The following is a 20,152-nucleotide window of genomic DNA, read 5'->3' as shown; positions in this document are numbered from 1 at the left end:
CACTCCTATGCTTCTGTATTAAGAAGTGCTTCTTCAAAAGAGCTGTTAAATTCTCTCTCAGGCTGCGTATTATCATCCTTATTCTGCTGCTGCCTCTGTTCCTGCTGCTGAGGATCTTTGTTGAAGGCCCGATCCTGCTGTGTCATTTGCTGAGAGATTTCTATTCTCTCTATCTGGATACTTTGTGAACTAAAGGCCTGCTTCAATCCGTTAATATGTGAATCCAGAATTTCTTTTGCTGCTCCAGAGGAAGTAAGTATCCTGGCAATCATCGCAGAGTCCTTTTGAATAAGCTCTATACGCAGCGCTCCAAGATGGTCAGGGTTAAGCTTAATAAATAGCTTTTGTGTCCCTCCCGTTTTAAGGAAGCTGCTCCGGGATAATATGTTTTCAAATTGCTGCATAATCTGGTCTGCACTTACTGTCTTTCCCTGTGGATTTAAGAGAGACATCTGTTCAGGTTTAGAAAAGGTTTGAACCTGAATAAATCCCTGTAAACCAGTTTCTGCTCTGTGAACAATTTTAGCGGCAGTCTGACCCGCAGGTTCATTAGCAGCATTCTTTTGTTGTTTTAAAGAGTTTAATTCGCTTGCGAGCGGGGTAACAATTTTCTGTAAAATACCCTCTCTATTGTTTAGCAGACTCTCAATTTTCACTTGAACATCTTTCAGGAAATCTTTCAGATTTAATTTACTAGTGTGAAAGTCTTGTTTCGAAGAAAGCAATTCATACAATTTCAGAACCTTTAATGCCCCGCTAAGATCTTTGCCCTCCAAGTTGATGCTTATCTTATGATTTGATATTGCAGAAATTAGTAAACTGATTTTATTTTCTGCATCTATATCTTCTTCAGGATATACATCCTTACGCTTTACTTCCGGAAGAACATGTCCAATAAAACCTTCAAGCATTTGCACCAATTCTTCCTGTGAAAGATCCAGCTGCTCTGAAATGATTTCAATGATGTCAGTTCCATTTTGAAAGGAATTCTTCCCTAGCAGCTCGCTTCCATTTTCTATTTCAGAGATCTCACTTACTTTAAGAAATTTAATTATTTCCTGTAACTGTTCAATCCTATTCTCATCTGCAGCAGAAGTTAAGCTTTCTCCTTGAGCTTTAGCGGTTCCGGTTAAAGCGGAGAAAAGACTTCCAAAACCACTGCTGGATGCATCCTGCAGAGATACTTTATCTTCGGATGAATATTGTGACTGAATAAATCCCAATCCTCCAATTTCCACTTAGTTTCACCTCCTCTCAAAACTTGGTGTTAATCATCCGATCCGCTTTTTTCTTTGGCTGCCGTCAGGAGTGCTGTATATCGAGCGGCATCTTCCGGGTTCATCTTCTCCATAATGGCAGCCAGCGCGTCAGAATTAACATTTGATAATATTTTTACAGCTTCTTCATCCTTCATCTCAGTTAGAATGGGTGCTGCTTTTTTAGCAGAAATATTTTCATAAGTCTTTACGATATCTTTAAAGGCCCGCTTGTTCTCTTCCTTTATAGCCGTAAGCTCGCTGATTTCTTCCTCCAGCCTTTGCTTTTCGAGCCCTGCTCTTTCTATTTCCAGCTCTTTGCTGTCAAGCTCGCTTTCCAGCTGAGATATTCTTGCTTCACGATCTTTAACTTCTGCCTGCAGTCCGATGAGCTGCTCTTCCATTACTTCCTGTGAACGGGACTTCTTATCATCAAACACCGTAGCTAAAAATGGCACTTCCTGGCTATATTTTTTGGCTGTTTCAAAAATATTGTTTCCTGATAGCGTGAAAACCAGCAGGGCTACAGTTATTACGAACAGGATCGGGATTAAGAAAGCAAATATAAACCATTGAAACCGGCTAGTTTTGCGTGTCTCTTGCTTTTCTGGTATTTTTTCCATTTAACCACCTAATTTCCCCGATTCATATACAGCTGAATCGAGATATCATCCATTTGCCTTCCTTCTGCTTGCTTCATGCTTTCCAAAAATCCTGCTAAATCTTTTTCTTGAATTTTTTCAAATTTCTTTACTTCAATATTTTTTTCCATTAGTTTTTCCTGCTGGAAATTCATTTGGCTTCTTGCATTTGCGACCATCTTTTGATAATGGTCAATTGTTTTCTCAATGCTGCTCACAAAATGCTGGTGATGCCTGATTTCCTGAACCGGAAGTCCTTCAGCCAGTCTTGATTGCTGATATTCTTCCAGATCTTCTTTCTTTTTCAGCAGATCGTACAGTTTCTTTGCAGTTTCTTCAAATCGTTTTACAGCCTGATTATATACATCAAATGCCTGATCTTTTTCTCTTTCTTTAATCGTCAGGATTTTATTGAATTTAAATTGGTACTGCATTTATTATTCCCCTTTTCCAGCTAATCCCTTTAATTGGCCAACGCTTTCCAAGATAGAAATTTTTTCGTTCGTTTCTTGTTTCAAAAAAGAGATGATCGAAGGATATAATCGTATAGCTTCATCTATTTCCATCGATGAGCCGCGTTTGTAGGCTCCAATATTAATTAAATCCTCTGCATTGATATATGTGCTCAGCATTTCTCTTACCTTTTCAGCTGATTTAACATGAGATGCATCTGCTATATGATTCATTACACGGCTTACACTTTTCAATACATTAATAGCTGGATACTGTCCCTTGTTCGCTAATGACCGGTCAAGAACAAAGTGTCCATCCAATATTCCCCTGACTGTATCCGCGATTGGCTCATTCATATCGTCCCCGTCCACCAGTACGGTATAAAATGCCGTTATAGAGCCGTATTCGTTTGTACCTGTTCTTTCAAGAAGCTTAGGCAATACAGCAAAAACAGATGGCGTATACCCTTTAGTTGTTGGCGGTTCTCCGACTGCAAGACCGACTTCCCGCTGAGCCATTGCCACCCTGGTTACTGAATCCATCATTAACATGACATTTAAGCCTTTGTCCCTGAAATATTCAGCAATTGCTGTGGCTGTGTATGCCCCTTTAATTCTCATGAGTGCCGGCTGGTCAGACGTAGCGACAACCACTATGGATCTTCTCAAACCTTCCGGCCCCAGGTCCCTCTCAATAAACTCCCTGACCTCTCTGCCCCTCTCGCCAATAAGGGCAATCACATTTAGATCTGCATTAGTATTGCGGGCTATCATTCCAAGAAGAGTGCTCTTCCCAACTCCGCTACCTGCAAATATCCCGACCCGCTGTCCGTTTCCTACAGTCAGCAGACTGTCGATCATTCTTACACCTACTTCAATAGGTTCAGAAATCGGCGGTCTTTTCAGAGGATTAGGAGGAGTTTGTTCCGTTAGGACTGGCGTCAGCCCTTTTGGCAGCAAGGACCCGTCGAGAGGCTGTCCCAGTGAATCTATTGCTTGTCCAATTAGAGCCGGGCCTATCTTCACCTCAAGAGGTCTCGAGGTTGTCTCGACAAGAGAGCCTGGTGAAATATCCTGTACATCTGTATAAGGCATAAGTATCACATTCTCATTCTTAAATCCGACTACTTCCGCCTGGATCTTTCTTGTGCGTCCTTTGCCGATATGAATAATGCATACATCCCCAATAGAACTTTCCGGGCCTTGGGACTCAATCATCAGACCCACTACTCTTTTTACTCTGCCAAAACGCTTAAAGCTATCAATTTTTTCTATCTCGCTGATCAGCTGTTCAAGTTTCAATTTGGTTCACTCTCCAGCATCTCAAAGAGTTTTCTTTTTATTTCTTCAAGCTGGCTGTCAACACTGGCTTCAATTCGTCCGTTGGCTGATTCAATTATGCAGCTTGTATTACTTAGTTCCTCATCCGGATAAATATATAAATCTGTCTCTTTAGGAAATACCCGGATTAGTTCTTCCTTATGAGACAAAAGCAAATCATAGTGCATTGGGTGTACATGAAGCTGAATCTCAGTATATTCTCTCGCTTCTTTTAAAGCCCTTTTTACTATAGAAAGGAATTGGTCACTATTCTGTTCAAGAACTTCGCTGAGTATTTTCCCTGCAACCTTTAATCCGAGGTTCAGTATGGTCCGTTCAGATGATTCGATGTGCTGCTGATAATCATGTTTGGCTGTGTTTACAACTTCTCTTGCCATATGAATCAGTTCACTGTATTCCCTGAGACCGCTTTGTCTGCCTTCATCAGCTCCAGCAGCAAACCCTTGTATTCTGGCTTCTTCAAATATTTTTTGTTTTTCCTGTTCAAGCGCCATGCGTTGTTCGTCCATTTGCCGGGCCACATTTTCAGAATCTATTCTTGCAGCGTTTAGAATCCTCTCAGCTTCCTCACGGGCACTGTTCAGCATAGCTTGAAGCTCTTCATGGGGACTCGCAGCACTCTGCTCCACTGTCTCTTCTTTGTGATTTGAATTACTTTGCAGCAGTCTGATCGAAATGACTTTCTTTTCTTCTTTTGGCACTGCGGGAGAGTATGATTTTATTAGCCTAGACAATAATATCATCTCCTCCGCCGCGAGCGACGATGATCTCCCCTGATTCTTCCAGTCTTCTTATTATGCCAACTATTCTTGATTGAGCTTCTTCAACATCTCTTAATCTCACAGGACCCATGTATTCCATTTCATCCTTAAAGGTTTCAACCATTCTGGAAGACATGTTTTTAAAGACAATTCCTTTAACTTCTTCACTGGATACCTTGAGTGAAAGCATAAGGTCTTCACTTTCACAATCCCGGATAACACGCTGTATAGCGCGACTGTCAAGAGTAACGATGTCTTCAAACACAAACATCCTCTTCTTAATTTCTTCAGCAAGCTCCGGATCCTGAATCTCCAGTGCATCCAGAATAGTCCTTTCTGTTGCACGATCAACTCCATTAAGAACATCTACCACAGACTCGATGCCGCCGGTCTGAGTATAATCCTGAGTTACAGTAGAAGACAGCTTTCTTTCAAGAATCTGTTCAACTTCATTAATAATCTCAGGAGATGTACTATCCATAACAGCAATCCTTCTTGCAATATCCGCCTGCATTTCCTGCGGCAGCTCTGACAGAATTTGCCCTGCCTGTGCTGGATCTAGATAAGATAATATCAAGGAGATCGTTTGCGGATGTTCATTCTGAATAAAATTCAGGATTTGTGCCGGATCTGCTTTTCTGGCGAAATCGAATGGCCTTACCTGCAGAGAAGACGTCAATCTGTTAATAATAGCTGAAGCCTGCTCTGTACCGAGTGCTTTTTCCAGAACTGTTTTTGCATATCCAATTCCTCCCTGCGTAATATAATCCTGCGCAAGGGCAATTTGATGGAATTCTTCGAGAATTTCTTCTTTTGCAACCGAATCAACTTTTCGGACTCCTGAGATCTCCAGGGTCAATTTTTCAATTTCTTCCTCGCTTAGGTGTTTATAAACAGAGGATGCAACATCAGGACCAAGAGAAATAAGAAGAATAGCCGCTTTTTGCTTACCTGTGAGTTCTCTTTGTTCTTTTTTTGGCATTTTTTATCCTCCTTAATCTTCTGCGATCCATGTGCGAAGAAGCTTCGCAAAGTCTTCAGGCTTTTCCTTTGCCATTTTCTCCAGCTGTTTGCGCCTCATTGTACTTTCTGTTTCATGCTCGTCATTAACATCCGGAAGGTTGAATGTCTCTGGTTCCTGTAATTCAATCTCTTCTTCTTGTTTCTGCTTCTTTCTGGCTTTGGCAAAAAGGAAGATTAATAGAGCAATGATAATAAGCAATACTCCCCCGATTGCATAAATCCACCAGGGAATGCTGGTGCTTGCCTGATCAGGGAACTCAACTTTACCGTTGAATGGCTGTACTGAAACGACAATTTTATCCTGAATTGCCTCATCTGTTAATTCTGCATCAGCTGCCGCATCCTTATTAATTGTCGTGCGGACTACAGTTCCAAGAATTTGAGTAATATCATTAATTCTCTCTTGCGGAAGCGATGCAGGGTCATCCGCTGTCGGCGGTTCCACCATTACCTGAATGCCCAGGTCTCTGACTTTATATGGGCTTTCAACGATCTCTTTGCGGATTTTATTTACTTCATTATTAATAGTCTCTTCTATTCGTTCATAATCCCCGTTGGAATTTCCGCTTTCCTGATAAGTAGCAGCGTCAGTGCCCGCAGGTTCATCATTGCCTCCAGCCGGAGTAAATCCGCCTGCAGCATCACCGTTTCCAGTAAACGTTTCCGTAATCTTTTGAGCACTGATCGCTATACCTTCCATATTTTCTTCATCAACAGGCGTAACCAGGTTTTCTTCCCTGTTTTCCTGGGTAAAGTCAATATCGGCAGTTACGGATACAACCACCTTATCCTGTCCCATTAAAGTGCCCAGCATATTCTGTACCTGGCGCTGTACATCACGCTCAATTTCTTTTTTGATTTCATGCTGTGCCGCAAAAGTGCTTTCAGGAGAAGAATTTTGTTCATTTTTTAAATCAAAATACTCAAAAAACTGGTTGGTAATGACGATATTATCAGTGGGAAGGTTTGGTACACTTTTCGCAGCCAGGTGATAAAGCGCCTGAATTTGCGATTCTTCAAACTGATGACCTGGTTTTGTGTTAAGGACAATAGATGCGGAGGCTTCCTCTGAAGGATCATTTACAAAGATGCCTTTCGCCGGGAGGTTAATCATTACCTTGGCATCATTGACTCCATCGATCCCTTTCATCAAATTCGCAAGCTCAGTCTGCATTGCTTCCAGCTTTAGAACATTGAACTCGTTTTCTGTCATGCCAATCCCTGCATTTTGGCTGAAAAATGAATAATCAATGCTTCCTGATTTCGGAATTCCTTCTGCTGCCAGTTCTACTTTCAGGGTATCTACTGACTCTTCAGGTACTTTAATTGTAGTTCCGCCATCTGCTATTTCTGATACAATTCCTCTAGTATCGAGACTTTCTTTTATCGTTCCAGTTTCTGAAGGTGTCAGGTTGCTGTATAGAGGAACGAGATTGGTCCTGGTACTAAAGATAGCTGCAGCTGCAATCAGCAGTATACATATTGCAGCTGCACTAATCATAATTGTCTTTTGTTTTTTTGACCTGCTTCCCCAGTACTCTTTCAATTTGCTTATATATCTCTGCAGCGTCTCTTTCATCACAATCCTCCGGTTATTCTGTCTTAGCTAATAACCGCCATAACTAGTTTTTAGCTTTAATCAATTTCCTTCATTAAAAAATTGAAAAAACCCCACCAATCAGCGGATTCTTTCAATTCCTAAGTTTTTTCAATGAAACAGCTGTATTATTAAACCTGCATTCTCATAGCTTCCTGATAAGCTTCAATAACTTTATTTCTAATTTCCAGTGCAGCCTGCATTGTAATGCTCGCTTTTTGAGATGTAATCATCACCTGGTGAAGATCAATATTTTCTCCCCTAGCAAGTTTTTCAGTCATAACATCTGACTGAATCTGTGCATTATTGATGTTTTCAATTGATTGCTTTAAGACCGACGAAAAACTCTGCTGAGCATCGAATGATGTATACGTATGAGTCTTTTGATTTTCAGCAGGCTTTATAGCATTTACTGGCATAAAAGTTACATTATTCATTTAAGGTTCTCCTTATTTGCCGATTTCCAAAGCTTTCATCATCATGCCTTTAGAGGCATTAAAAACCGTTACATTTGCTTCATAGGATCTTGTTGCACTAATAAGATCTGTCATTTCTCTCAAAGGGTCCACATTGGGCATTTCAACATATCCATCTTCATTAGCATCAACATGGGAAGGATCATAAACCATTTTAGTTGGGGTCACCCGATCTTCTACAATTCTTGACACCTTTACTCCATTCCCTGCAGAACTACCTCCTTTTTGGCTCATGGCCATATTTAAAAAAGAGGAAAATTGTCCTTCTCTCGGTTCCAGTACTACCGACTTCCTTCTGTAGGGTCCATCTCCATTTATACTTCTTGTAGAATCTGCATTGGCCATATTAGAAGAAATTACATCCATACGGAGCCTTTGGGCAGTTAGTGCCGATGCAGTGTTATTCATACTATGAAACATAGACATTACTATTTGCCTCCCCGCAATACATTCTGCAGACTGGAAAACTTACCGCTTACCCGTTCAATAACTGCATTATAGTAAATCTGATTTGTAGCCAGTTCCGCCATTTCCTTATCTAAATCAACGCTATTGCCATTATGATTGTAAGAAGTATCAGGTTTTGTCACTATACCTTGCCCTGAGGATGAACCATTTTTAAAATCGTAATGTCTGTAGTCACTTTTTTTTGCTTCCATTGAATCATTTAAAGCGTTTTTGAAAGCAGCTTTAAAGCTGGCATCTTTTGCTTTATAGTTTGGAGTATCTGCATTTGCAATATTTTGTGATATTACTTTTTGTTTAAGCGAAGAATAGTTCAGTGCTTGTTCTAATGTAGATATAGTACCGGAAAACAGCTTCAATCATAACACCTCGTATTAAAAACAATTTTTACATGGTAATTATTGTAGAATTTTGGTGATAATGGACAAAATATGTCATCATAAACATTATTGTAATGAATATGAAATAATATGTCTATGTACTTAAGGTTAAAATTAGTGATTCTTTCGACCTATTTTCGACAAATCTTTTAAATATGCTGAAAGTTATATAAGTATTTTTGTAATAATTACCATAATTACTATATCCTTTATCCTTTCTGATTTTTCCTTACATCTCCTTCAATAGTTCTTTTTTACTATTTTTTTTAATATTACACTTTATGATTAGGTTATCTATGACTAATGAACTTATAAATTTTGTTTTAATTACATAAATTTACCAAATTTATTCGTAATAATTTTGTAACAAAAAAACCCGCCACTGAGGGACGGGTTTCAGATTATATTAGTTGGATTTAAGCTTTTCCAATTCAACCAGGAACTTATCATTTAGGACTTTAATATACGTACCCTTCATTCCTAAAGAACGGGACTCAATAACTCCTGCACTTTCCAGTTTTCTTAGGGCATTTACGATTACAGAGCGGGTAATTCCTACACGATCAGCAATTTTTGACGCAACAAGAAGTCCTTCGTTGCCGTTAAGCTCTTCGAAAATATGCTCGATCGCTTCAAGCTCGCTGTAAGAAAGAGAACTGATTGCCATTTGCACAACAGCTTTGCTGCGCGCTTCTTCTTCAATTTCTTCCGCTTTTTCACGCAGAATTTCCATGCCAACTACAGTAGCACCATATTCAGCAAGAATTAAATCATCATCATGGAACTGTTCCTGCAATCTCGCAAGAATAAGTGTGCCGAGACGCTCACCGCCGCCAATGATTGGAACAATTGTAGTCAAACCACTTGCAAAAAGGTCCTTGTTTTCAACTGGGAATGCAGTATATTCGCTTTCCATATCCAGGTTTGATGAAGTTTCCTGGATGTTAAATAAGTTTTTCGTATATTCCTCAGGGAACTGACGATCTTCAAGCATTTGCTTCATGCGTTCATTCTCGATTTGCTGGTTTACTGCAAATCCAAGCAGTTTGCCCCTGCGGCTTACTACGAAGATATTTGCTTCGATTACATCACTAAGTGTTTCTGACATTTCTTTGAAGTTAACCGGCTTTCCGGCTGCCCTTTGAAGCATTGCATTAATTTTTCTTGTTTTTGTTAATAAATCCATTGTATTTCCTCCTATTTGCTGCAACCCATAAACATATATTTTGTTAAAATTAGATATCTAATTGCTTCTGTTTGAATCAAAAGTAATTTTACTTTTTTCAGGATTCACTTTCCGTTACCCTCTGTCCTTAATCTTTAAACTATGAGATCACAGAATAAACTGGCTTAAATCCTTATTGCGGGATATGGCTCCGAGCTTTTCCTCAACATACTGAGGGGTAATCGTGATTTTTTCCATGGTGATGTCCGGTGCTTCAAACGATAAATCTTCGAGCAGCTTTTCCATGATTGTATGAAGACGCCTTGCACCGATATTATCTGTATTTTGATTAACTTCGAAAGCAAATTGAGCAATCCTACGAATAGCATCGTCAGAAAATTCAATTTGTATACCTTCAGTTACCAATAATGCTTCATATTGTTTAATTAAGGCATTATCGGGCTCCACAAGTATTTTGTAGAAGTCTTCTACCGTTAGCTTTGTAAGCTCGACACGAATCGGAAAACGTCCCTGTAATTCAGGAATAAGGTCAGAGGGCTTAGCCATATGGAAAGCACCCGCAGCAATAAACAATACATGATCCGTTTTAACAGAACCGTATTTGGTTACTACTGTTGAACCTTCTACCACCGGCAAAATATCTCTTTGAACCCCTTCCCTTGAGACATCTGCTGATGAACCGCCGCTGTTTTTGCTGGCAATTTTATCGATCTCATCAATGAATATTATTCCTGACTGTTCAGCACGGAATACAGCCTCCTGGCTGACTTCATCCATATCAATCAGCTTTTGGGCTTCTTCATTTGTCAGGATCTTTCTGGCTTCCCTTACAGTCAGTTTTCTCTTTTTCCTTTTCTTTGGCATAAGGCTGCTGAGGGCATCCTGCATATTCATGCCCATTTGCTCCATCCCAGAGCCCTGCAGCATGTCAAACATGGAAGGCTGCTGCTCTTCCACCTCAACGGTAATCACTTCATTTTCCAATTCGCCAAGTGCAAGCTTTTCTTTTACAATCTTGCGCTTTTCCTGAAGATTTAAATCTTCTGTCTGATTCGTATCCTGCTGCTGATCATTACCTCCGCCAAATAGCATTTCAAGTGGATTTTTATAATTAGCGGCCTTTTTGGCACCAGGCACAAGCAGTTCAAGTATGCGGCGGTTGGCACTTTCTTCTGCTCTTTCCCTTACACTGGCCATCTTCTCTTCTTTTACCAGACGGACGGATGTTTCCACAAGATCTCTGACCATGGATTCAACATCCCTGCCCACATATCCTACTTCAGTGAATTTGGTTGCCTCCACTTTTACAAATGGTGCGCCCACCAATTTAGCCATTCTGCGCGCTATTTCAGTTTTTCCAACACCAGTTGGCCCGATCATCAATATATTTTTAGGATTTACTTCTTCCCGCAATTTTTCTTCCAGCAAGCTGCGGCGATAACGATTTCGAAGAGCTATAGCAACCGCTTTTTTTGCATCCTTTTGACCGATAATATATTGATCCAAGCGCTCAACAATTTGGCGCGGAGTTAAGCTTGTTCCTTTACCCATTCAACAGCACTCCTTTATTAGAGTTCTTCCACAATAATATTGTGGTTTGTATATACACATATTTCGGCAGCCATTTCAAGTGAGGCCTTGGCAATTTCTCTTGCTGACAAGTGTTCGCCTGCGAACCTTTTTAAAGAACGTCCTGCTGCCAGAGCATAATTGCCTCCTGATCCAATAGCCAGAATTCCATCATCCGGCTCGATAACTTCACCTGTACCTGAGATAAGCAGCAGACTATCCTTGTTCATAACGATAAGCATTGCTTCAAGCTTGCGCAAAACCTTGTCGCTTCTCCATTCTTTTGCAAGCTCCACAGCTGCTCTCTCAAGGTTGCCATTATACTCTTCAAGCTTTCCTTCAAACATTTCGAATAACGTAAAAGCATCAGCTACTGAGCCTGCAAATCCAGCAAGCACCTTCCCGTTAAAAAGCTTTCTGACTTTTCTTGCAGTGTGTTTCATTACAACTGCATTTCCAAAGGTAACCTGGCCGTCGCCAGACATTGCACATTCTCCATTATGATGCACAGCAAATATTGTTGTTGCATGAAATTCGGACATGAAAGACTCCTCCTTTGGAGCATATTGCCTTTGATTTTTTTCTGCAGACTATTCGATAATGGCTGTTTTTCCGCTACGCCCGCGGATGATGGGCCATATACGTTTTTTTCAAGTATTCATTCGTAACATGTGTATATACCTGGGTCGAAGAAAGAAATGCGTGTCCCAGCAATTCCTGGACCGTTCTCATGTCAGCCCCATTAGCCATTAAATGAGTCGCAAATGTGTGGCGAAGCATATGGGGATGAATTTTGCCTGTTAAGGATGATTTCTCTATGATCCGGTCAAGAATTGTCCTGATTCCCCTTGCTGTAAGAGGACCGCCCCGGGCGTTCAAAAACAAATTTTCCTGCACGTTCCCATTTGCAAGCAATTCTTTACGTCCATGGTTTATGTATGTGTCAATTGCGTCCTGGGCGAAGCTGCCGAAAGGAACATATCGTTCTTTGCTGCCCTTTCCCCGTACAAGAACAGTTGATAAATGCATATCCAGGTCTTTTAAGCGGATTTGACTGCACTCACTTACACGGATGCCGGTTGCATATAATAATTCAAGAAGGGCTTTATTTCTTTGCCCAAGAGGAGTGCTGGATTCACAAGCATTAAAAAGCTGTTTCATTTCCTCTTCATAGAAAAATTCCGGCAGCTTTTTCTGTGCTTTGGGAATGGAAACAAGTGCGAAAGGATTCTCAGCGACTATCTCTTCTCTTAGCAAAAATTTAAAAAAGCTCCTTAGACTTGATATCTTTCTGGCAACAGACTTGCGTGACATCTTTCTTTCAAAAAGATTAGTGAGATGTATCCTGACATCCTGATACTCGACTTTTGTTAAATCTGAAATGGCTTGTTCAGACATGAACATAAAGAACTCACTTATATCATGCTGGTAATGTTCAATAGTATATTGTGAATAATTTTTCTCTATTTGTAAATATTCAATAAACAACTTTAAAGAAACGTTCACATTTTCAGACATTAATTGGTCACCTCGCATGGGCTACTAAATAGTATCACAACTCAGCAGCGCACGCAACATAATTTACAAATTTTTCATAAAGTTCTGAATTGTTCCTAATGCTCTTTCTGCATGTTTTTCATTTCTTTCTTTTTTTCCTCTAATTTTTTCAGGAAGTTCCGGGAATAATCCAAAGTTAGCATTCATAGGCTGGAAACTCTTCGGATTTGCTGTAGTAATATATCGAGCCATACTTCCAATCGCCGTTTCATGAGGAAACTCTATTGGATCTTCTCCTGTAACAAGCCTTGCAGCATTGATGCCTGCCACAAGTCCGCTGGCTGCAGATTCCACATACCCTTCAACTCCGGTCATTTGTCCTGCAAAGAATAAATCATCCCTATTCTTGAACTGATATGTTGCACGAAGGACTTTTGGAGAATTGATGAATGTATTCCGGTGCATAACACCATATCTTACTATCTCAGCATTTTCAAGACCAGGAATCAATCGGATTACTTCTTTTTGAGGACCCCATTTCAGATGTGTCTGAAAACCTACTATATTATAAAGAGTTCCTGCTGCATCATCCTGGCGAAGCTGGACAACTGCATATGGCCTTTTTCCTGTTTTAGGATCTTCTAATCCAACAGGCTTCATCGGGCCGAAAAGCATGGTTTTCTTCCCCCTGTTTGCCATCACTTCTATTGGCATACAGCCCTCGAAAAAGATTTCCTTTTCAAATTCCTTTAACGGAACTGTTTCCGCTGTGGTAAGAGCCTCGTAAAAGCGGTCAAATTCTTCTTCTGTCATTGGACAATTCAGATATGCCGCTTCTCCCTTATCATAACGTGATTTCAAATAAACTTTATTCATATCGATTGAATCTTTTTCGAGAATTGGAGCAGCCGCATCATAAAAATATAAATAATCTTCCCCGGACAGCTCTTTTAATTTTGCGGATAAAGCTTCACTTGTGAGCGGTCCAGTAGCAATAACAGTTGGCCCTTCCGGAATATCTGTTACTTCTTCGTTTATTACTGTTACGTTCGGATGGTTTTTGACTTGTTCGGTTACGCGGGCAGCAAAATCATGGCGGTCAACTGCCAATGCGCCACCGGCAGGAACTGCACTGCTGTCAGCTGAATGGATAATGACAGAATTCAGCTTTCTCATTTCTTCTTTTAAAACCCCGACTGCATTTGTTAAAGTATTTGCACGCAGGGAGTTGCTGCAGACAAGTTCTGCAAATTTATCTGTGTGATGAGCAGGAGTCTGCCTTACCGGCCTCATTTCATATAAATTTACCTTTATCCCCCTGCTGGCAAGCTGCCAAGCGGCCTCACTGCCTGCCAATCCTGCGCCAATTACATTCACTGCTGTATCTTTCATAAATTGAACCTCCATATATATTTATGATGACGATATCATGAATAATTTATATTTATTAAAAACAGTCTCTCTTACTTTACCCTGTTCTTATTCATTTTGCCATTTTACAATACGATTTAAAAATAAAAAAGTTTCATGTACTAATTCCTTTGAAAATAGCCAGACTGAAAGTATTTTGGATCCTCATCCCTCAATAGAAAAGAGTGAGCATTTAAGCTCACCCTTAACTTTGCTTTTCTTCCTTATAGTCGCATTCAACACACTGAACCTGAACACCTTTTTTGAGTTTTTTCTCAACCAGCAGGTTATCACATTTTGGACAGCTTCTCGGCAGGGGCTTATCCCAAGAAATAAAGTCACATTCAGGGAACCTGTCACAGCCGTAGAAGATCCGGCGTTTTTTGCTTTTTCTTTCAATGATATTGCCTTCTTCGCACTTTGGACATTTCACACCGATATCCTTGACAATCGGTTTAGTATTGCGGCAGTCAGGGAAATTGCTGCAGGCCATGAACTTTCCATAGCGTCCCATCTTGAACACCATAGGATTTCCGCATTGTTCGCAATCCTCACCGGCAGGTTCATCCTTAATTTCTACTTCCTGCATTTCCTTTTCCGCTATTTTAAGATTTTTTTCAAAATCTATATAGAAATCATCTATGATCTGTACCCAGTTGACTTTGCCTTCTTCAACATAGTCCAGGTCTTTTTCCATTTTCGCGGTAAACTCGATATCAAGGATTTCAGGGAAGAATTCCATGATTAATTCCAGGACGATTTCACCCAGTTCGGTCGGTATAAAACGTTTATTATCCAGAGCAACATAGCCCCGTTTTTGGATTGTATCAAGTGTCGGAGCGAAGGTGGATGGCCGCCCAATGCCCTGTTCTTCAAGTGTTTTTACCAGCCTTGCCTCAGTATACCTTGGAGGGGGCTGTGTGAAGTGCTGTTTAGGTTCGATGTCTTTTTTAAGGACTTCATCCCCTTCCTTCAGATCAGGGAGCATATTATCTTTTTCCTCCGACTGGTCATCAGTGCCTTCAACATATACTTTCATGAATCCTGCGAATTTCACTTTTGAGCCTGTTGCCCGGAAGATCACTTCACCATTTTTCAAATCAACACTCATGGTGTCCATAACCGCTGGTGCCATTTGGCTTGCAACAAATCGTTCCCATATAAGCCTGTATAATCGAAGCTGATCACGCGACAAGTATTCTTTTAAACTTGCAGGCGATCTTAATGTGCTTGTCGGGCGGATGGCCTCATGGGCATCCTGGGCATTGCTGTTTTTCTTTTCTTTTTTCTTTTCACTCTGCAGGAACTCTTTCCCGTAAGAGCTTTGAATATAGTCCGCAGCTTCACTTTGCGCAATTTCGGATATGCGTGTTGAGTCAGTTCTCATATAAGTGATTAAACCGACAGTTCCTTCCTTGCCGAGTTCAATTCCTTCATAAAGCTGCTGTGCAAGCATCATCGTTTTCTTGGCACGGAAATTTAATTTTCTTGCAGCTTCCTGCTGAAGTGATGACGTAGTAAAAGGGGCTGCCGGATTCCGCCTTCTTTCCTTCTTGGTAACCGATTCCACCTTGAATTTATTGCCCTTCATTTTACTTAAAATATTTTGAACATCGCTTTCCGACTTCAATTCAACTTTTTCATTCTTAAATCCGTAAAATGATGCATCAAAGGCTGTTTTTCCTTTAAGGAATTCCCCATCAATTGACCAGTACTCTTCTGGGATAAAGTCCTTAATTTCCTTTTCACGGTCGATGATCAATCGGACAGCAACAGACTGTACTCTCCCCGCACTTAAGCCTTTTTTCACTTTCTTCCATAGTAAAGGGCTGATATTATAGCCGACCAGTCTGTCCAGCATCCTTCTTGCCTGCTGCGCATCAACAAGATCCATGTTGATCGGCCTAGGATGTTTGAAGGATTCTTTAATGGCATCTTTCGTGATTTCATTAAAGACAACACGGCAATCCGACTTAATATCCATATCCAGGCTATGTGCCAAATGCCAGGCAATGGCTTCACCTTCTCTGTCGGGGTCAGCCGCGAGATAAATTTTCTTAGCTTTTTTGGCCGCTGTCTTAAGCTCCTTTAATACAGGGCCCTTTCCGCGAATTGTTATGTATTTGGGTTCAAAATTATTTTCCACATCAATGCCCATTTGGCTTTTGGGCAGATCCCTGACATGTCCCATGGAAGCTTTTACTTTATATTTTTTTCCTAAATAACGTTCAATCGTTTTTGCCTTTGCAGGTGACTCAACGATAACAAGAAACTCTGACATCAATAGTCCTCCTTGAGAGGGAATTTTAAAACACTCAGGCAAAATCTTTTTGAAACACGGTATTTTTCACCTGCTAAAATTGCCTGTCTTCTTTATCTATATCAATAGAACAGCCTCTTTATTGCATGTGTATTGAAATATTCATTATTATTCTACATTCTATTCAAGTTTGTCAAACTTAATCGGATTATTTCCGCAACCGTTTCCAAGAAAAGATCCTAAATTAACGAACTAAGCATTCTCTTACTTTCATTCATACCTGTTGCAAAATGTATAACAGTTTTAATAGAATTTCAACCTTTTTGTAAAAAATCCTTTAAATAAACAAATTTATTATGACTAATGAAAGATTAGGAGCCTTTAATCTATATCAAGGCTCCTTTTTTATTTGACCTGATCAGTAATGGAACTCCTCTAAGATTTCTTCAGCTGATTTAACCAGTTTGGCGCCTTGCTGAATTAGCTCATTGGTTCCACACGAGAATGGGCTAAAAATATTCCCTGGTACCGCAAACACTTCCCGGCCTTCTTGCACAGCATAATTAGCTGTAATAAGAGAGCCGCTTTTGCTTTTCGCCTGAATAATCAGTGTTCCTCTGCTAATGCCGCTTATGATTCGGTTTCTCATTGGAAACTGCCATCTTGAGGGCCTTGTGTCTGGCGGATATTCAGAAATAACCAGATGGTTTTTCATCATTTCATAAGCAAGCTTCTGGTTTGCCTGTGGATAAATATTAAACAGGCCCCCGGCTATGACACCGATTGTTTTTCCTTTATTTTTTATTGTTTCTTTATGCGCAATGGCATCGATGCCGGCCGCCAGCCCGCTTACAATAATAACCCCCTGTTCAATAAGCTTGGGGAAAATGGACTGAATGGCTTTTTCGCCATAATCTGTTGCCTGTCTGGAACCAACAACGGCCAGATGGACTCCGCTATTCAAAAGACAGGTATCACCCCGGGCATATAAAACCCAAGGCGGCTGGTATGTTTCTTTTAACAGAACCGGATATTCCTCGTCAAAAATTGTAATGGCTTTAATGCCATTTGGTGAGTATTGGCGAATTTGTTCCTGGATTCGATTAGAATGCAGATCCTCGAGTGCATTGGAAAGTGTTTCCTGAGTGGTGATTACCTGGGGCATAATTTGGCGGGGTGTATCATTATACAGAAATTTCAATTCGGGATCTGTTTTCAGAATGTAATAAATCATCTTCCAGCTCATTCCTCTGCAGTGGTGGAGATGGGTGAGCCTCATATTAAATTCATTCATGGGAGCCTCCTGAAATGTTTTTTAAAAAACGGGGTAAGTGGGGGGATAACCGTATTTGACAATGCAGAAATAGTCCCTCAAAAAGAGGGACTACTCTTTAGTTATTCGAAAAGATTAGTGTGTTTTACACTGGTCATAAAGGCCTTTTTCTTTCAGGACCTTAATCAGGGTTTCACCCATTACGGATGGAGTGTCAGCTACCTGAATTCCGCATTCATTCATTACACGGATCTTTTCATCAGCTGTTCCTTTGCCTCCTGAAATAATTGCGCCTGCATGGCCCATACGCTTTCCTGGAGGTGCAGTGCGCCCTCCGATGAAGCCTACAACAGGCTTAGTCATGTTCTCTTTAACCCATTCTGCAGCTTCTTCTTCAGCAGTTCCGCCAATTTCACCAATCATGATGACAGCATAAGTTTCAGGATCTTCATTGAATGCTTTTAAAACATCAATGAAGTTTGTTCCGTTAACCGGATCTCCGCCGATTCCAACAGCAGTAGATTGGCCGATTCCTTCCTGTGTCAGCTGATGTACAGCTTCATAAGTCAATGTTCCGGAACGGGACACAACTCCAACATGGCCTTTAGTGTGGATGTAACCAGGCATAATGCCGATCTTACACTCTTCAGGAGTGATAACACCTGGGCAGTTAGGACCTACAAGGCGTGTCTTCTTGCCTTCCATATAACGCTTAACTTTAACCATATCCAATACTGGAATATGCTCAGTGATACAAATTGCAAGATCCAATTCTGCATCTACAGCCTCAAGAATAGCATCTGCAGCAAATGGAGCCGGAACATAGATTACGGAGGCATTTGCACCCGTTGCCTTAACTGCTTCCTCCACTGTATTGAAGACAGGAACACCCTCTACTTCAGTACCGCCTTTACCCGGAGTTACACCGCCGACAATTTGCGTTCCGTATTCAAGCATTTGCTTTGTATGGAAGAGGGCTGTTGAGCCGGTAATCCCTTGAACTATAACTTTAGTATCTTTATTAATAAATACGCTCACATTAATTCTCCTTCCTGGTCTAAAGAGTGCCGTCATATGCTCAAAGGCTTAAATCAAAAACTGAAGATCGGTTTCCGCTATATGCCTTTAATGCTGAACGGCCGCTCATTTTTAATTCTTAGCCTACTAAAGAAACGATTTTTTGTGCGCCGTCAGCCATGGATTCAGCTGCGATAATATCGATATCGGATTCAGCAAGAATTTTCTTGCCCATTTCAACATTCGTGCCTTCCAGACGTACAACTAATGGCACATTCAAGCCTACTTGCTTCGCTGCTTCCACTACACCAGTGGCGATGATGTCGCACTTCATGATTCCGCCGAAGATATTTACAAAAATACCTTTTACGTTTTTATCAGAAAGGATGATTTTGAAAGCTTCTGTTACTTTCTCAGCTGTTGCTCCGCCCCCAACATCAAGGAAATTGGCCGGGTCTCCGCCATAATGCTTAACGATATCCATAGTAGCCATCGCTAAACCTGCACCGTTAACCATGCAGCCGATGTTTCCATCAAGGGAAATATAGCTTAGGTCATATTTTGATGCTTCGATTTCCTTTGCATCCTCTTCTTCAAGGTCACGAAGATCCATGATGTCTTTTTGACGGTAAAGGGCATTCCCATCAAAGTTCAGCTTAGCATCCAGAGCCATAACCTTGCCGTCGCCAGTTACAACTAATGGATTGATTTCAGCAATAGAGCAATCTTTTTCAATATAAGCTCTGTATAAGCCCATCATGAATTTAACAGCTTGTCCGACAAGCTTTGATGGAATATTGATATTAAAAGCGATTCTCCGGGCCTGGAATGCTGTTAAACCAAGAACAGGATCGATTTCTTCCTTGAAGATTTTTTCTGGCGTTTTTTCAGCCACTTCTTCGATTTCTGTACCGCCCTCTTCTGAAGCCATTAATACTACGCGAGATGTAGCTCGGTCCAGTACAAGGCCCACATAATATTCCTTCTTAATGTCACAGCCCTCTTCAATAAGTAAACGTTTTACTTCCTTGCCTTCCGGGCCTGTTTGATGTGTAACAAGTGTTTTTCCTAAGATTTCACTTGCATATGTACGAACTTCGTCAAGATTTTTGGCAACTTTTACACCGCCAGCTTTACCGCGTCCTCCGGCATGGATTTGCGCTTTAACCACACACACCTCAGTGCCAAGTTCTTTCGCAGCTTCAACAGCTTCTTCAACTGTAAATGCAACTTTTCCGTTCGGAACGGCTACCCCGTATTGTCTGAGGACTTCTTTACCTTGATACTCATGTATATTCATTTCCCATCCTCCTATCTAACTCTTCAAAAAAATAGACTGCGCTTTCATTTTATTAAATGACACAACCCTTGTCTACCATTTACTCTAAAATATTATATTTCTTTAAAAATTATAAATATTGGTCAGTGCACAAACCCTGTTATCATAGCGGATTTGAACCTGATCTCACAGGAAAATATTTTATTAAAATAAAAAAAAACTGCCCTTCGACAGCTTTCGATTCTAGTTGATTTAAGTATTATCCCGTT

At 40.6% G+C, this 20,152-nt stretch carries 19 protein-coding genes; all 19 read right to left on the bottom strand.

Features of this window, described 5'->3' with window-relative positions:
* Positions 1-5: 5 nt before the first annotated feature.
* Positions 6-1,238 carry a flagellar hook-length control protein FliK gene (locus ACTHRG_RS01560; RefSeq protein ID WP_076255787.1) on the bottom strand — a complete coding sequence of 411 codons (1,233 nt, stop codon included), beginning with the start codon at positions 1,236-1,238 and terminating at the stop codon, positions 6-8.
* A 29-nt stretch (positions 1,239-1,267) separates the two neighbouring features.
* The gene (locus tag ACTHRG_RS01555; protein ID WP_076255785.1) at positions 1,268-1,879 is read right to left on the bottom strand and encodes a MotE family protein; all 612 of its coding nucleotides are present in this window, start codon (positions 1,877-1,879) and stop codon (positions 1,268-1,270) included.
* A gap of 8 nt (positions 1,880-1,887) precedes the next feature.
* Positions 1,888-2,331, bottom strand: a complete 444-nt coding sequence (fliJ, locus tag ACTHRG_RS01550; protein WP_076255783.1) for a flagellar export protein FliJ — start codon at positions 2,329-2,331, stop codon at positions 1,888-1,890.
* A gap of 3 nt (positions 2,332-2,334) precedes the next feature.
* Positions 2,335-3,651, bottom strand: a complete 1,317-nt coding sequence (fliI, locus tag ACTHRG_RS01545) for a flagellar protein export ATPase FliI (protein WP_076255781.1) — start codon at positions 3,649-3,651, stop codon at positions 2,335-2,337.
* Positions 3,648-4,433, bottom strand: coding sequence for a flagellar assembly protein FliH (gene fliH, locus ACTHRG_RS01540; protein ID WP_083675265.1), 786 nt, complete (start codon positions 4,431-4,433; stop codon positions 3,648-3,650). Before fliH ends, fliI begins: the two co-directional genes overlap by 4 nt.
* On the bottom strand, positions 4,417-5,433 hold the full coding sequence (fliG, locus tag ACTHRG_RS01535; RefSeq protein ID WP_076255777.1) for a flagellar motor switch protein FliG: 1,017 nt from the start codon (positions 5,431-5,433) through the stop codon (positions 4,417-4,419). Before fliG ends, fliH begins: the two co-directional genes overlap by 17 nt.
* Positions 5,434-5,445: 12 nt before the next feature.
* Positions 5,446-7,053 carry a flagellar basal-body MS-ring/collar protein FliF gene (gene fliF / locus ACTHRG_RS01530; RefSeq protein WP_076255776.1) on the bottom strand — a complete coding sequence of 536 codons (1,608 nt, stop codon included), beginning with the start codon at positions 7,051-7,053 and terminating at the stop codon, positions 5,446-5,448.
* Between the two features lie 149 nt (positions 7,054-7,202).
* Positions 7,203-7,508, bottom strand: coding sequence for a flagellar hook-basal body complex protein FliE (gene fliE / locus ACTHRG_RS01525; RefSeq protein WP_076255774.1), 306 nt, complete (start codon positions 7,506-7,508; stop codon positions 7,203-7,205).
* Positions 7,509-7,520: 12 nt separating this feature from the next.
* Positions 7,521-7,973, bottom strand: a complete 453-nt coding sequence (flgC, locus tag ACTHRG_RS01520) for a flagellar basal body rod protein FlgC (RefSeq protein ID WP_076255772.1) — start codon at positions 7,971-7,973, stop codon at positions 7,521-7,523.
* 2 nt (positions 7,974-7,975) lie between these two features.
* Positions 7,976-8,371 carry a flagellar basal body rod protein FlgB gene (gene flgB, locus ACTHRG_RS01515; RefSeq protein ID WP_076255771.1) on the bottom strand — a complete coding sequence of 132 codons (396 nt, stop codon included), beginning with the start codon at positions 8,369-8,371 and terminating at the stop codon, positions 7,976-7,978.
* Between the two features lie 427 nt (positions 8,372-8,798).
* Positions 8,799-9,578, bottom strand: a complete 780-nt coding sequence (gene codY, locus ACTHRG_RS01510; RefSeq protein WP_035328947.1) for a GTP-sensing pleiotropic transcriptional regulator CodY — start codon at positions 9,576-9,578, stop codon at positions 8,799-8,801.
* A 147-nt stretch (positions 9,579-9,725) separates the two neighbouring features.
* Positions 9,726-11,129, bottom strand: coding sequence for an HslU--HslV peptidase ATPase subunit (gene hslU / locus ACTHRG_RS01505; RefSeq protein WP_076255769.1), 1,404 nt, complete (start codon positions 11,127-11,129; stop codon positions 9,726-9,728).
* A gap of 17 nt (positions 11,130-11,146) precedes the next feature.
* Positions 11,147-11,689, bottom strand: coding sequence for an ATP-dependent protease subunit HslV (gene hslV, locus ACTHRG_RS01500; protein WP_076255766.1), 543 nt, complete (start codon positions 11,687-11,689; stop codon positions 11,147-11,149).
* Positions 11,690-11,762: 73 nt separating this feature from the next.
* Complete coding sequence (gene xerC / locus ACTHRG_RS01495) at positions 11,763-12,665, bottom strand: tyrosine recombinase XerC (RefSeq protein WP_076255764.1); 903 nt, start codon at positions 12,663-12,665, stop codon at positions 11,763-11,765.
* A gap of 63 nt (positions 12,666-12,728) precedes the next feature.
* A complete protein-coding gene (gene trmFO / locus ACTHRG_RS01490) occupies positions 12,729-14,036 on the bottom strand; it encodes an FADH(2)-oxidizing methylenetetrahydrofolate--tRNA-(uracil(54)-C(5))-methyltransferase TrmFO (RefSeq protein ID WP_076255762.1) in 1,308 nt (435 codons plus the stop codon).
* A gap of 223 nt (positions 14,037-14,259) precedes the next feature.
* Positions 14,260-16,335: a type I DNA topoisomerase gene (topA, locus tag ACTHRG_RS01485; RefSeq protein WP_076255760.1), complete on the bottom strand. Its 2,076-nt coding sequence runs from the start codon at positions 16,333-16,335 to the stop codon at positions 14,260-14,262.
* A gap of 397 nt (positions 16,336-16,732) precedes the next feature.
* The gene (gene dprA, locus ACTHRG_RS01480) at positions 16,733-17,608 is read right to left on the bottom strand and encodes a DNA-processing protein DprA (RefSeq protein WP_076255758.1); all 876 of its coding nucleotides are present in this window, start codon (positions 17,606-17,608) and stop codon (positions 16,733-16,735) included.
* A gap of 114 nt (positions 17,609-17,722) precedes the next feature.
* Positions 17,723-18,625 (bottom strand): succinate--CoA ligase subunit alpha, encoded by a 903-nt coding sequence (gene sucD, locus ACTHRG_RS01475; RefSeq protein ID WP_035328940.1) that lies wholly within the window; start codon positions 18,623-18,625, stop codon positions 17,723-17,725.
* 118 nt (positions 18,626-18,743) lie between these two features.
* Complete coding sequence (gene sucC / locus ACTHRG_RS01470; protein WP_076255756.1) at positions 18,744-19,904, bottom strand: ADP-forming succinate--CoA ligase subunit beta; 1,161 nt, start codon at positions 19,902-19,904, stop codon at positions 18,744-18,746.
* Positions 19,905-20,152: the final 248 nt, after the last annotated feature.

The organism is Cytobacillus sp. SAFR-174 (assembly GCF_051964675.1).
Classification (GTDB): domain Bacteria; phylum Bacillota; class Bacilli; order Bacillales; family Cytobacillaceae; genus Cytobacillus.
Note: the sequence above shows the minus strand (reverse complement) of the source record. Positions and strands in the feature narration are given on the sequence as shown.

Excerpts from the sequence above, each read along its gene's own strand:
- flgC (WP_076255772.1), bottom strand. The coding sequence starts at position 7,973 with ATGTCTATGTTTCATAGTATGAATAACACTGCATCGGCACTAACTGCC.
- fliH (WP_083675265.1), bottom strand. The coding sequence starts at position 4,433 with ATGATATTATTGTCTAGGCTAATAAAATCATACTCTCCCGCAGTGCCA.
- sucC (WP_076255756.1), bottom strand. The coding sequence starts at position 19,904 with ATGAATATACATGAGTATCAAGGTAAAGAAGTCCTCAGACAATACGGG.
- fliJ (WP_076255783.1), bottom strand. The coding sequence starts at position 2,331 with ATGCAGTACCAATTTAAATTCAATAAAATCCTGACGATTAAAGAAAGA.
- fliG (WP_076255777.1), bottom strand. The coding sequence starts at position 5,433 with ATGCCAAAAAAAGAACAAAGAGAACTCACAGGTAAGCAAAAAGCGGCT.
- fliF (WP_076255776.1), bottom strand. The coding sequence starts at position 7,053 with ATGAAAGAGACGCTGCAGAGATATATAAGCAAATTGAAAGAGTACTGG.
- hslU (WP_076255769.1), bottom strand. The coding sequence starts at position 11,129 with ATGGGTAAAGGAACAAGCTTAACTCCGCGCCAAATTGTTGAGCGCTTG.
- trmFO (WP_076255762.1), bottom strand. The coding sequence starts at position 14,036 with ATGAAAGATACAGCAGTGAATGTAATTGGCGCAGGATTGGCAGGCAGT.
- xerC (WP_076255764.1), bottom strand. The coding sequence starts at position 12,665 with ATGTCTGAAAATGTGAACGTTTCTTTAAAGTTGTTTATTGAATATTTA.
- hslV (WP_076255766.1), bottom strand. The coding sequence starts at position 11,689 with ATGTCCGAATTTCATGCAACAACAATATTTGCTGTGCATCATAATGGA.
- ACTHRG_RS01555 (WP_076255785.1), bottom strand. The coding sequence starts at position 1,879 with ATGGAAAAAATACCAGAAAAGCAAGAGACACGCAAAACTAGCCGGTTT.
- fliE (WP_076255774.1), bottom strand. The coding sequence starts at position 7,508 with ATGAATAATGTAACTTTTATGCCAGTAAATGCTATAAAGCCTGCTGAA.
- codY (WP_035328947.1), bottom strand. The coding sequence starts at position 9,578 with ATGGATTTATTAACAAAAACAAGAAAAATTAATGCAATGCTTCAAAGG.
- dprA (WP_076255758.1), bottom strand. The coding sequence starts at position 17,608 with ATGAATGAATTTAATATGAGGCTCACCCATCTCCACCACTGCAGAGGA.
- topA (WP_076255760.1), bottom strand. The coding sequence starts at position 16,335 with ATGTCAGAGTTTCTTGTTATCGTTGAGTCACCTGCAAAGGCAAAAACG.